Source organism: Thermomonospora umbrina, assembly GCF_003386555.1.
GTDB lineage: Bacteria > Actinomycetota > Actinomycetes > Streptosporangiales > Streptosporangiaceae > Thermomonospora > Thermomonospora umbrina.
On record NZ_QTTT01000001.1, the window covers coordinates 3,264,197 to 3,277,420 of the forward strand.

Below are 13,224 nucleotides of genomic sequence, written 5' to 3' on the forward strand. Positions count from 1 at the left end.
GATACTCGGCGGAGAGAGGTCGGTCGGGGACCCGCGTGGGAGACAGGGAGCGGCTATGCGAAGGCCGATCGGCGCACTGCTCGTCGTGTTCACGGCCGCCACGGTCGTCCCCGCGGCGGCCCTGCCCGGGACGGGGCACGCCGAGGACGACAAGGACGTCCCGGTGGCCACCCGGCTCGCCGCCAAGACCCACCCCGCGGTCCAACTGCTGACCACCAAGATCTCCGCCGACGTGGTGGTGCCCCGCCCGGCCTTCGACTCCGACAACCTCGAGTCGCTGCTGCGCAAGGTGGCCCGGGACGCGGTGAACGGCCGGATCCCCACCGACCAGCGCAGCCTCGTCAAGACCGCGATCACCCGGATGCTCAAGGACCCCGACCGCTATCTCAATCCGACCGGGGACGACCGTGTGATCAAGGCGGAGTCCACCGCGCTGTGCACCGGCTGGTGGGTGACCCCGCACGGGCACATGGTCACCGCCTCGCACTGCGTCGAGCCCGACCGCGACCTCACCGCGTCGACGTTCGCCAAGCAGGCCCGAGAGGACCTCGCCGCCGACGACGAACGGATCCGCGACCAGATCCTCAAGGGGGTGGACGTCGACGACGAGCTCAAGCGCAAGACCGACGAGCTCATCACCAAGTTCAACGTCGAGCACCTCAAGCTGGAGAAGCTCGAACAGGTCACCACGGTCAACTTCACCAAGCCCGGTGGCGGCGTCGACACCGCCCGCACCACCACCGCCGAGGTCGTGGGCAAGGGCGAGAACTACCCCGGCAAGGACGTCGCGGTCCTCAAGGTCTCCGGACAGCAGAACCTGCCGACCCTCGACCTCGGAGCCGACGCCGACGTTCAGGTGGGCAGCTCCGTCTACATCGACGGGTTCCCCGGAACGGTCACGAACGAGGAGACGCTGAGCCCCAACAGCAGGCTCCAGCCGGCCTTCACCCAGGGCCCCATCAATGCCAACCGGACCACGCAGAAGGGCGTGCCGTACTTCCAGACCCAGGCCCCCGCCTACGGCGGCAACTCCGGTGGGCCCGTGATCGGCGACTCCGGCAAGGTCGTCGGCATCCTCATCGCCACCCTGGGCGACGGCGACGGGGGCACCGCGCAGAACGAGCAGTTGGTGCTGCCGGTGAGCGTGGTCAACGAGAAGCTCGGCGAGCACAACGTGCGCCCGGTCGCCTCACCGGCCTCGGTCAGCTACAACGCCGGGCTCGACCTGTTCTTCAAGCGCCACTACAAGAAGGCCCTGCCGAAGTTCCGCGAGGCGCAGAACCTCTACTCCGCGCACCCGTACGTCGCCCAATACATCTCCGACTCGCAGACCGCCATCACGGAGGGCAAGGACGAGACTCCCCTGGCGACCGGCACCAAGGTGGCCATCGGCGGCGGGATCGGGGGCGCGGTCCTCCTCTTGGCGGCGCTCGTCATCGGGACCGTCATCCTGACCCGCAGACGCCGACGCAACCGCCTCGCCCCCGCCGGCGGGCCCGCGCCGTTCCCTGGTCCGATGCATGGTCCGGGTCCGATGCCGGGCCCGCCGCCCGGCCCGTACCAGCCGCAGGCCCTGCCGCCGGGGCCGTCCGCCACACCGCCCGGGGGTATGGCGCCACCGCCCCCGGGGCCGCACCGACCGCCGCCGGGCCCGCCGCAGGGCCTTCGGCAAGGTCCGCCCCCGCCGCCGCAGGGCCCTCCCGTGCGGTACGACCCGCCCCCGCCGGACCCGCCCCACCAGCCGCCCGGACCTGCGGGTCCCCTCCCTCCGCCGCGCTAGTCACGGCCGTCCCGGCACCCCTGGCGCAACGATCGTTCGCCGGAGGATGATGTCACCGGTCACAGATGATCGGGAAAAGGGACGGCAACCTGAACTCAACTCACGTCAAGAGCGTCCAAGCGTGGAGGCGTAGAAGAGGCGGGGTCGACGACGCGGAGCGGCAGCGGCAGTGAGCGACAAGAGTGCGACGCCCATGAGTCGTGACGCGGTCGACCATGCCCTCGGCTCTTTGAACGACGACCGCGACCGCATCGCCTCCGCCCTGCTCGACCTGGAGAACCACCCCGGCTACCAGCTCGTCAAGGGCACCCGGCTGGCCGGCGCAACCCGCCGCCGCTGGGAGGAGGCCGAGGCCCGCCTCCTCCTGCTGTGGCGTCTGTTCGACGCCTACCAGCGGGTCCTGGACACGGCCGGCGAGCTGCGGGCCCGGCAGTCCAAGCCCGCTGACGCGACGCTGCGCGAGCTGAGCGCCCTACTGGAGGGCCCGTCCGTCGAACTGCCCCTCGACGAGATCCCGCTGGAGAAGCGCACACTGCTCGGCCCCACCTCCGAACGCTGCACCCTCGACGCCGCGGTGGAACGCATGACCACCGTGTACGGCGAGGTCATCGACCTGGTGTCCGCCGTCAACGCCGCCTGGGAGCAGCTCCTCGGCCCCCTGGACGAGGCCGAGGAGGGCTGGCGCGAGGGCGCCCGGCTGGCCCAGTCGCTGGAGACCGGCCGCGACGCCGAGCTGGACCGCATCGGCCGCGAGCTGGCCGCCGCCGGGCAGATCGTCCGCACCGATCCGCTGGCGCTCGTCCGCGACGGCCGCGCCGACACCTCCCGGCTCGACCAGGCGCGCGCCGACCTGGACAAGGTCCGCGCCGGCCTCGCCGAGGCCGCCCGGGTACGGGAGCGGTACGAGCAGCGCGTGGCCGCCATCGGCACCTCCCTGGCCCGGCTGGACGCGGTGCTGGACGAGGCCCGCACCGCCTACCGCACCGTCCAGGTCAAGATCGCCTCCCCCGGTGTGAACGAGCCCCACGACCCCGTCCCCGTGCTGCGCGAACGACTGGACGCGCTCGCCGCCCTCCACGGCTCCGGCCGCTGGCCCGAGCTGGCGGACGGGGTCGCCGACCTGGAGTCCACCGTGGCCGCCGCGATCGACCAGGCCACCCGCGCCCGCACCCTGATCGCCGGCCTGCTCGAACGCCGCGACGAGCTGCGAGGCCGCCTGGACGCCTACCGGGTCAAGGCCGCCCGCCTGGGCTTCGCCGAGCACCACGACCTCATCCGCCTTCACGAAGAGGCCGGGGCGCTACTGTGGACCGCCCCCTGCGATCTTCAACAGTCCACCGTCGTGCTGGCCCAGTACCAGCGAGTGCTGAGATCCCTCGAAACAGGTACCGACTGATGGAAAAGTGCACGCGGCCTGGCTGCCCGGGCTACATCGAGGACGGATTCTGCAACGTCGACGGCCTCGCACCCGAGCCCGCCCCACCCCCGGGCGCGGCCCCGGCGCCCGGCCAGGCCCCGGGCCACGGCCGAGCCCCCGGCACGCCCGGCCCCGCGTCCGCCTCCGGGGCCGGCCCGGCTTCGGGTCAGGCGCAACACGCGGCTCCCGGCTTCGCGCACGGTCAGGGCCCTGGCATGGCTTCCGGCTCTGCGCACGGTCAGGGCTCCGGAGTGTCCCCCGGCCCCGGCCGTGGGCCCGGGGTGGCTTCGGGTTCCGGGCAGGGGGCGTCGTCCGGCTGGGCGTCCGGGGGGCCGCAAGGGGCGGCCCCCGGCTCGCCCTCCGTGCCCGCGCAGGGTGGATATCCGACGGGCAGCCCGTACGTTCCGCCGCCCGCGCCGCCGTCGGGGGCCGGGAGTTCCGGGGTGTCCGGGCGCACCGGCGGAACCGCCGGCACCGGCTCGGGGCGGACCGCGTCCGGGCGTACGGCGTCGGGGCGCAGCGCGCGGACGGGCCGGACCGGTTCGACGGGCTCGTCGCGGCGGGGCATGCTCGGCGCGGGTCTCGTGGAGGTGCCGCCCGTCCCGTACCGGGACCCGGCGACCGCCATCATGCGCAACCCCGAGGTCCCGGAGAACCGGCGGTTCTGCAGCGTGGACGGCGAGCCCGTGGGGCGGAGCCGGAACGGGCGGCCGGGTCGTACCGAGGGCTACTGCCCCAAGTGCGGGCACGCGTTCTCGTTCACGCCGAAGCTCCAGCCCGGCGAGTTGGTCGGCGGGCAGTACGAGGTGCTCGGCGCGCTGGCGCACGGCGGGCTGGGCTGGGTCTACCTGGCCCGCGACAAGAACGTGAGCGACAGTTGGCGGGTCCTCAAGGGCCTGCTCGACTCCGGTGACGCGGACGCCATGCAGGCCGCCGCCGCCGAGCGCGCCTACCTGGCGCAGGTCGACCACCCCAACATCGTCAAGATCTACAACTTCGTCCAGCATCCCGACCCGGGCACCGGCGAGCTGGTCGGCTACATCGTCATGGAGTACGTCGGCGGGGAGTCCCTCAAGGACATCCTGTCGCAGCGCCGCAAGGAGCAGGGCGAGACCGCCACGCTCCCGCTGACGCAGGTCATCGCGTACGGCATCGAGGTGCTGCGGGCCATGGGGTACCTGCACAGCCGGGGCCTGCTGTACTGCGACTTCAAGCCCGACAACGCCATCCAGTCCGAGGAGCAGCTCAAGCTGATCGACCTCGGCGGGGTCCGGCGGATCGACGACGACGACAGCCCGATCTTCGGCACCGTCGGCTACCAGGCCCCCGAGATCGGATCCGAGGGCACGTCCGTCACCTCCGACCTGTTCACGGTCGCCCGGACGCTGGCCGTGCTGAGCTTCCCGTTCCGGGGCTACACCGGCAAGTACGCGACCACGCTGCCGCCTCGGCACGAGGTGCCGCTGCTGATGCGGCACGAGTCCTACTACCGGTTCCTGCTGCGGGCCACGCATCCGGAGCCGGGGGACAGGTTCCAGGACGCGGCGGAGATGGCCGAGCAGCTCACCGGCGTGCTGCGCGAGGTGCTGGCCGCCGAGGACGGCCGCCCCCGCCCCGCGCCGTCCACGCTGTTCGGCCCGGAGCAGAGCACCGCCGGCACCGAGATCGCCACGGACGCCGCCGCCGGGGACGCCGTGCTGCCGCCGCTGCACGTGCGGGCCGCCGCGGCGGCGCTGCCGGCGCCGCAGGTGAGCGGCTCGGACCCGGCGGCCGGGTTCCTGGCGGGCCTGACCGCCCGCGACCCCGCCGACCTGGCCGCCGCGCTGGCCGCCGCCCCGGTGGCGTCGCCCGAGGTCAGCATGATGCTGGTCCGGGTCCGCATCGAGCTGGGCGCCCTCGACGAGGCCGGCGCGCTGATCCAGGAGCTGGACGCCACGCACCCCGACGACTGGCGGCTCGACTGGTACCAGGGCCTGCAGATGCTCGCCGGGGGCGACTGCGCCGAGGCCGTCGCGATCTTCGACGACATCTACAACCTGATGCCGGGGGAGATGCCGCCCAAGCTCGCGTTGGCGTTCGCCCACGAGTGCGGCGGCAACCTGCCGGCGGCGGCGTTCTTCTACGACATGGTCGCCCGCACCGACCCGACGTACGTGAGCGCGGCGTTCGGCGCGGCCCGGGTGCGGCTGGCGATGGGCGACCGGGCCGCCGCCCTTCAGGTGCTCGACTCGGTGCCGCGCATCTCCACCCACCACGTGGCCGCGCAGTTGGCCGCCGTGTCCGCCGCCGTGCGGGGCCGGCGGCCCGCCGAGCTGTCGCCGCACGAGCTGGCCATGGCGGGACGGCGGCTCGGGGTGCTGCGGCTGGACGCCGAACGGTCCGGCTGGTTCACCGCCGAGGTCCTGGAGGCCGCGCTGGGCTGGGCGCTGGAGCACCGGCAGCCGGGCCCGGAGGTGCTCGGCGCGCCGATGGCCGAGGACCCGCTGCGCCGCAGGCTGGAGGAGACCTACCGGGGGCTGGCCAGGCTCGCCGACGACCCGGAGGCCAGGCTCCGCCTCGTGGACAGGGCCAACGCCGTCCGTCCCCGGACGCTGTGGTGACCTTCGCGACCGACCGCCGGCTCGACTGATCGGGGCGTACGACGACATGGAACCCTTGGCCGCCACTCGCTGCCCGGACTGCGGCGAGGCCGTCTTCGCGGACGACGACTTCTGCGAGGCGTGCGGCCGGTCCCTGCACGGGGCGGCGCCGGCGACCCTGCCCCCGCCCGGCCCGCCGCCGCCCGCCGCCCCCCCGAGCACACCGGGCGTCCGGGTGTGCGCGGAGTGCGGCGGCACCGCGATCAGCGACGACGGCTACTGCGAGCAGTGCGGGGTGCTCCAGCCCAGCGGCCGGGAGCACGTCGAGGTGGAGACCCCCGAGGCGGTCGGGGTGAGCGACCGGGGCCTACGGCACAGCCGCAACGAGGACGCCATGGCGGTCGCCTCGGTCGGCGGGAACGTGATCGCGGTGGTGTGCGACGGGGTGTCCTCCGCGCCCCGTCCCGAGGACGCCTCGCAGGTCGCGGCCGAGACGGGCGCGGCCATGCTCACCGCCCAGCTCTCCTCGGGCGCGGACCCGGCCTCCGCCACCCGCGCCGCGCTCGCCCGCGCCGCCAAGGCGGTGGCCGCGCTGGCCGACTCCCCCCATGACGCGCCGGCCTGCACGTACGTGTCCGCCGTGGTCGGCGACGGCGAGGTCACCATCGGCTGGACGGGCGACAGCCGCGCCTACTGGATCTCCGGCGGGAACGGCGCCCGCCCGTCCACGGCCCTCACCGTCGACGACTCGTGGGCGGCGCGGATGGTGGCGCTGGGCGTGATGACCTCCGCCGAGGCGCACGCCGACCGACGCGCCCACACGGTCACGTCCTGGCTCGGCGCCGACGCCGACGAGATCGCGTTGCGCGCCGAGACGTTCCGTCCCGACGGGCCCGGGATGATCGTGGTGTGCAGCGACGGCCTGTGGAACTACCTGCCCGAGGCCGCCGAGATGGCCGAGGCGGTGCACACGGCCGCCGCCCGGCGTCCGCAGGGGCCGCCGCTGGAGATCGCCCGGTCGCTGGTGCGCACGGCGCTCGACGCCGGCGGTCACGACAACGTGACCGTCGTGCTGATCCCCTTCCCGACGAACGTCCCCCCGGCCGGCGAGGCGAGGAGCTGAGAGACATGCCCGAGTTCACCATCAAGGTCGACCAGAACCGGTATCTGCCCGAGGGCGGTCGCGAGGTGCACGCCATCGTGACGGTCGAGGCGACCGGCGCCGGCCCGGCGGTCGCGGGGGCGGCCGGCTCCGGCCCGGCGGCCGAGGTGATCATCATCGACACCTCGGGCTCCATGTCGTTCGGCGGCAAGATGGCCGAGGCCAAGCGGGCCGCGAAGGCGGCGGTGGACGCGCTGCGCGACGGCGTCCACTTCGCGGTGGTGGCCGGGTTCAACTACGCCAAGCCCGTCTACCCCAAGAGCGAGACCCTCGAGGTGGCGTCCGCCCGCACCAAGGGCGAGGCCAAGGCCGCCATCGGCAGGCTGGACGCGGCGGGCGGCACCGCGATCGGCTCCTGGCTGCGGATGGCCGACAAGATGATGTCCGGCCACGCGGGCGGGGTCCGGCACGCGATCCTGCTGACCGACGGCAAGAACCAGCATGAGACCCCCGAGGAGCTGGACGCGGCGCTGACGGCGGTCAACGGCGCCTTCGTGTGCGACTGCCGGGGCGTCGGCACCGACTGGGAGGTCGCCGAGGTCCGCAAGATCGCCTCGACCCTGCTGGGCAGCGTGGACATCGTCGCCGACCCCCGCGACCTGGAGGCCGACTTCCTCGCCATGACCGAGAACGCCATGGGCAAGTCGGTGGCCGACGTGGCGCTGCGGGTGTGGACGCCGCAGAACAGCACCCTGCGCTACGTCAAGCAGGTGTCGCCGAGCCTCGCGGACCTCACCGGCAAGCGCACCGAGTCGGGCCCGCAGTCCGGCGACTACCCCACGGGGGCCTGGGGCGACGAGGTCCGCGACTACCACGTGTGCGTGGAGGTCCCGGCGGGCGACGTCGGCCGGCAGATGCGGGCCGCCTGGGTCAAGCTGGTCGCCCCCGATGGGTCGGGCGGAGAGCAGGTCCTCGGCAGCGGCAACGTGCTGGCCGAGTGGACCGACGACGAGGCCAAGTCCACCCAGATCAACGCCCGGGTGGCCGACTACACCGGCCAGTCGGAGCTGGCCGGGGCGATCCAGGAGGGCCTGGCGGCGCGCCGCGAGGGCGACCTCGACACCGCCACCGCCCGGCTCGGCCGCGCCGTGGTGCTCGCGCAGCAGGCGGGCAACGAGCAGATCGCGGGGTTGCTGGACAGGGTGGTCGACGTGCTCGACCCCGTGACCGGTACCGTCCGGCTGAAGAGGAACGTCGACAAGGCCGACGAGATGTCCCTCGACACCAGGTCGACCAAGACCGTGCGCACCCGCAAGGACGGCTGATGCCATGCCGATCTGTCCCAATGGCGACCAGTCCGCCTCGGACGACTACTGCGACGTCTGCGGTGAGTTGATGACCGGTGCCGCGCCCGCGCCCGCCGCCCCCGCGCCGACTGCGGACGGCGGGGCCGGGGGCGCGGCCGAAACGGCCGGTTCGGCGGAGCCGTGCCCGGTCGACGACACGCCCCGCACCGGCCGGTTCTGTGAGACGTGCGGGTACGACTTCGAGACCGGCAATCGGGGCGGCGGCGGGGCGGGGACCATGCCGACGACGCAGTTCGCGCAGCCGACCGCGCCCATGCCGGTGCCCGCGCCGACGGTCTCGGCCCCCGTCTACGCCAGGCCCGCGCCCGCACCGCATCCGCCGCCGCCCGGCGGCTGGTCGGCGGTGGTGGCGGCCGACCGCGACTACTTCCAGTCGGTGCTGTCCGACCTCGGGCCCGACGGGGGTTCCCTGACGTTCCCGCCGTACGCCCCCGACCGGCGCTACATGCTGGTCGGCCCGCAGGTGCGCATCGGACGCCGGAGCCTCACCCGGGGCTTCACCCCCGAGATCGACCTGAGCAGCCCCCCGGAGGACCCGGGCGTCTCGCACATCCACGCGGTGCTGCTGGCCCGCCCCGACGGCACCTGGGTGCTGGTCGATCCGGGCTCCACCAACGGCACCACCCTCAACGGCTCCGCCGACCCCATCGACGTCAACGTGGAGATCCCGGTCGGCGACGGCGACCGCATCCACGTCGGCGCGTGGACGACCATCACCCTGCGAAAGGAATAGCTCCCGTGACCGTCACGGCGCAGTTCCCCATGGGCCAGGGCGAGGCCGCCCCCGTCCCCGTTCCGCCATCGGAACTCCCCGAGCTCCCGGAGCGACGTCCCGGGGGCGTGCGGCGGCTGACCCGCCGGGTCCACCTGCGGACGGTGCCCGCCCGGGTGCGGGCGCTGACCCTGGTGGCGGTGGTCGCGGTGGGCGCGCTGTTCGGGGTGGCGAACTGGGCGATCGGCAACGCCCGTTCCGGCCTGGACATCATCGGCCACGACGCGGGTCCGCAGGTCGTCGCCACCGGTGACCTCTTCTTCGCGCTGAACGACATGGACGCGCAGGTCGCGGGTGTACTGCTGATCGGCCGCGACCATCAGCTCGGGCGCGGCAGGGACGCGTCGCTGCGGCTGTACGAGCAGCGGCGCACCGAGGCCAACCAGGCGCTGCTGCAGGCGGCGCAGCTCGCCGGCGATGACGTCACCGAGCAGCGGACGGTGCGCGCGGTGCTGGACGGGCTCGGGCGGTACGAGCGGCTGGCGAGCCAGGCGATGCAGCTCGACCAGCAGCAGGCCCACGCCGCCGGGCCCCCGTCGCCGGGGGTGCTGAACCTGTACCGGCAGGCCACCGACCTGATGAAGCTGGAGCTGCTGCCGCAGGCGTACAACCTGACGTTGGAGAGCGGCTCGATCGTCCGCAAGACGTACGAGTCCAAGCACTCCTCGCTGCTCGACGGGCGGCTGTGGGTGCTGGGGGCCGGGGCGCTGGTGGTGGCGGTGCTGCTGGCCGTTCAGCTCTACCTGGTGCGGCGGTACCGGCGGCTGCTCAACCCGGCGCTGGCGCTGGCGACGCTCGGCACGGTGGTGCTGCTGGCGGCGGCGGCCGGGCTGTTGGGCGCGCAGGCGTCGCGGCTGGAGACCGCCAAGGAGGACGGGTTCGACTCGGTGCTGGCGCTGTCGCGGGCTCGGGCGATCAGCAACAGCGCCTACGCCGACGAGTCCCGTTACCTGCTCGACCCGGTACGGGCCGACACCTACGAGCAGGTCTACTTCGACAAGTCGCAGGCGATCCTCTACCTCGACGCCGAGAAGACCAAGAGCCTCCGCGACTACCACGCCAACCTGGCCGGGGCGGTGGGGCGGTTCGGCCCGGGCCGCAGCACGCCGGTCACGTTCCTCGGGTTCTTCGGCGACCAGGCCCGGCAGGCCGAGCCCGGCACCCGGGAGGCCGCGTCGGTGGCCGAGGTGCTGGCGGGCTATCAGGCGTTCCAGCAGAAGGACCGCCGCGTTCGCGAGCTGGTCACGGCGGGTCAGGGCGCGCAGGCGCTGACCGCGCACGTGGAGGCGCGCGAGTTCGAGCGGTACGACCGGGCGCTGGTCGGTCTGGCCCGACAGCACCGGGCCACGTTCGACGGCGCCATCAAGGACGGCGACCGGGGGCTGCGGGGCTGGAACGTCATCCTGCCCGGCGCGTCGGTCGCCCTCGTCATCCTGATCCTCCTCGGCGTCCGGCCCCGTCTGGCCGAGTACCGCTGAGCCGCTCAACCGGAGGTTTGTCGGCATGCGTTCGTTCGGTCGTTCGTTGAAGGGCGCCGCCTGGGTGACGGTCGCGGCCGTGGCGGGCGCCCTGGTCACGGGGTGCGGCACCGGCGACGGTGGGTCGATCGTCGACAAGACGTCCCTCACCATCGGGGTCAAGGCGGACCAGCCGGGGCTGGGCTTCAAGCGGCCGAACGGGGGGTTCGAGGGCTTCGACGTGGACGTGGCGAAGTACGTGGCCCGCAAGCTGGGGTTCGCCGACGGGGACGTGAAGTTCGTCGAGACGCCCTCCAGCGTGCGCGAGAAGGCCCTCCAGGACGGCCGGGTGGACATGATCCTGGCCTCGTACTCCATCACCGCCAGCCGCAAGACCAAGGTGACGTTCGCCGGGCCGTACTACGTCGCCCACCAGGACACGCTGGTGCGCGCCGCCGACGCCGCCGTCCGCAACGTGCGGGACCTGCGCGACCGGCGGCTGTGCGCGGTGACGGGCTCCAACTCCTGGCGGCGGGTCATCGAGGAGCGGCGGATCGCGGCGCGGCCGGTGGAGGCGCCCTCCTACAGCCGGTGCGTGGACCAACTGATCGCGAACGAGGTGGACGCGGTCTCGACCGACGACCTGATCCTGGCGGGGTTCGCGGCGGGCCGGGAGAACGCCGTCCGGATCGTCAACGCCCCGATCTCCGACGAGAAGTACGGGGTGGGTCTGCACCGGGGCGACGTGGACGGCTGCGAGGCCGTCAACACCGCGCTCACCGAGATGTATCAGGACGGCACCGCGGCGACGCTGTTGAAGAAGTGGTTCGGCCGGACCACGCTGCGGACGACCACCAGCGTTCCCCAGTTCGAGGGATGTTCGTGAACGACGAATACCCGCCGGTATTCAGGGGGGAAATCACTGGACTTACCGTCCAGTATTGAGCGGGATCCAGGGATCTGCCCCGAACCGCGTAAATCCGGTAAGCACCCGTCCTGACCTGGGGAAACGGATTTCCGAGGCCCTCGGGCGCCGGCATGTTCCAGGTGGGTACGAGCCTGGTTCGAAGGGGGCGTTACAGTGGCCCCTGGCGAGGAATTCCAGGAGGCCGAGTGTTTTACACGTTCATGTCGCGCGTGGTGGCTCCGATCCTTCGCCTGCTCTTTCGGCCGAGGGTGGAGGGCCTGGAGAACGTGCCGGCCTACGGACCGCTGATCATCGCCAGCAACCACCTGTCGTTCATCGACAGCTTCATCATCCCCCTCGTGATCCCCCGGCCGGTGACCTACATCGCCAAGGCCGACTACTTCGAACAGTCCGGGCTCAAGGGCCGCTTCGTCCGCTGGTTCCTCACCACCCTGGGCCACATGCCGATCCGCCGGGGCGCCCAACGCGCCGCGATGGGCGCACTGGAACAGGCCGTCGAGGTGCTCGACAACGCGGGCGCGTTCGCCATCTACCCCGAGGGCACCCGCTCCCGCGACGGCCGCCTCTACCGCGGCCGCACCGGCACCGGCTGGCTCGTCCTCGCCTCCGGAGCCCGCGTGCTCCCCGTGGGCCTCCAGCACACCGAGACCCTCCAGCCCGTCGGCGCCTCCCTGCCCCGCCCCTGCTGGCCCGGCCGCCCCCGCCCCACGGTCCACATCGGCCCCGTCATGGACTTCACCCACTACGGCGACCTCCCGCCCGCCAAGGCCCGCCGCATCATCACCGACGAGATCGTCGAGACCATCCAGAAACTCTCGGGCCAGGACTACGCGGGCTCCTACAACCACTCCGCCGACGCGGGCTAGTTGTATGTGGGGGGCGACCCCCACGCCCGGTCTCGGAGATCTTCCGGCGGCCCTCCGCTTGCGCTCCGGGTCGCCCGCCTGAAGGACCGGGCGAAACCCCCGTGTGGTTGCGGTTCGTACGGGGGTGGTGCTCGTCGAACGGCTGCGGGTCGGGCTCAGTCCCTCGCTTCCCGGCGGGGCTCGGTGTTTCGGGGGGGGCGCGCGAGTAGGGTCGCGGGCATGACGCCGTCGTCACGCAACGTCTCCGTGCTCTGCCCCGTCGTGGTGGCCGTCGCCCTGTCGGCGGCGGGCTGTGGAGGTGGGGACGGGGGTCGGGCGGCCCAAGCACGTCAGGCGGGCGACCGGGCGCTCCCCGCCGGGACCGGGTACACCTCCGACCAGCTCCGCCAGGCGCTGGCCTCCGAGTACGTGGGCTACCGGCGGGCCGGCGAGCCGGACTCGGGGGAGTACGGGTCGCTGAAGGGCATCCAGAACTTCGCCCAACTCCAGCGCCAGGTCACCTTCGACAAGCCCGAGTGCGCCGACGCGACCGGTGTCGGGATCGTCGGGGACCCCGAGCTGCGCACCGTGCCCGCCGCGCTCAGCACGTTCGCCAAGGGCACCGGCCAGTCGGCGGCGACGACGCTGATGGCCGTCCCGGCCTCGGCCGCCGAGCGGCACGTGCGGGTGCGGGTGCCGGGCAAGTGCAAGCGGTTCCGCACGAAGGTGGGCGGGCGGTGGTCCGACCACGAGGTGCTGGAGTCCGGCGGCGGCGGTCTCGGGATGGGTTCGCGGACCGTCGGCGTGGCCACCACCAGCGGGGGCTCGGCCGTCAAGACCTGGTACGTGGTGCTGCGCGGCCGGGGCTACCTGGCGACCGTGAGCCTGTACGGCCCCACCGTCACCCGTACGGAGGCCGAGCAGCTCGCCCGTCAGACCTACGACCACGCAGAGCGCATCCTCCCCTGAGCGCCCTT

At 73.2% G+C, this 13,224-nt stretch carries 10 protein-coding genes; all 10 read left to right on the top strand.

From position 1 onward, the window contains the following. The first annotated feature begins 55 nt into the window (after nucleotides 1-55). The gene (locus DFJ69_RS14575) at nucleotides 56-1,780 is read left to right on the top strand and encodes a S1 family peptidase (protein WP_116022988.1); all 1,725 of its coding nucleotides are present in this window, start codon (nucleotides 56-58) and stop codon (nucleotides 1,778-1,780) included. Nucleotides 1,781-1,973: 193 nt separating this feature from the next. Next, nucleotides 1,974-3,176, top strand: coding sequence for a hypothetical protein (locus tag DFJ69_RS14580; protein ID WP_245974373.1), 1,203 nt, complete (start codon nucleotides 1,974-1,976; stop codon nucleotides 3,174-3,176). Then, nucleotides 3,176-5,797: a serine/threonine-protein kinase gene (locus DFJ69_RS14585; RefSeq protein WP_245974374.1), complete on the top strand. Its 2,622-nt coding sequence runs from the start codon at nucleotides 3,176-3,178 to the stop codon at nucleotides 5,795-5,797. The genes DFJ69_RS14580 and DFJ69_RS14585 overlap by 1 nt, the downstream gene beginning before the upstream one ends. Nucleotides 5,798-5,843: 46 nt before the next feature. After that, on the top strand, nucleotides 5,844-6,899 hold the full coding sequence (locus DFJ69_RS14590; protein ID WP_211328622.1) for a PP2C family protein-serine/threonine phosphatase: 1,056 nt from the start codon (nucleotides 5,844-5,846) through the stop codon (nucleotides 6,897-6,899). Between the two features lie 5 nt (nucleotides 6,900-6,904). Then, nucleotides 6,905-8,203 carry a vWA domain-containing protein gene (locus DFJ69_RS14595; RefSeq protein ID WP_116022991.1) on the top strand — a complete coding sequence of 433 codons (1,299 nt, stop codon included), beginning with the start codon at nucleotides 6,905-6,907 and terminating at the stop codon, nucleotides 8,201-8,203. A gap of 4 nt (nucleotides 8,204-8,207) precedes the next feature. After that, nucleotides 8,208-8,978: an FHA domain-containing protein gene (locus DFJ69_RS14600; RefSeq protein ID WP_116022992.1), complete on the top strand. Its 771-nt coding sequence runs from the start codon at nucleotides 8,208-8,210 to the stop codon at nucleotides 8,976-8,978. Between the two features lie 5 nt (nucleotides 8,979-8,983). Further along, on the top strand, nucleotides 8,984-10,495 hold the full coding sequence (locus DFJ69_RS14605; RefSeq protein WP_245974376.1) for a hypothetical protein: 1,512 nt from the start codon (nucleotides 8,984-8,986) through the stop codon (nucleotides 10,493-10,495). Between the two features lie 25 nt (nucleotides 10,496-10,520). Continuing rightward, nucleotides 10,521-11,360 carry a glutamate ABC transporter substrate-binding protein gene (locus tag DFJ69_RS14610; RefSeq protein ID WP_116022993.1) on the top strand — a complete coding sequence of 280 codons (840 nt, stop codon included), beginning with the start codon at nucleotides 10,521-10,523 and terminating at the stop codon, nucleotides 11,358-11,360. A gap of 227 nt (nucleotides 11,361-11,587) precedes the next feature. Next, complete coding sequence (locus tag DFJ69_RS14615; RefSeq protein WP_116022994.1) at nucleotides 11,588-12,268, top strand: lysophospholipid acyltransferase family protein; 681 nt, start codon at nucleotides 11,588-11,590, stop codon at nucleotides 12,266-12,268. Between the two features lie 219 nt (nucleotides 12,269-12,487). Then, entirely contained in the window at nucleotides 12,488-13,216 is a 729-nt protein-coding gene (locus DFJ69_RS14620) for a hypothetical protein (RefSeq protein ID WP_116022995.1), read from the top strand. The last annotated feature ends 8 nt before the right edge of the window (nucleotides 13,217-13,224 follow it).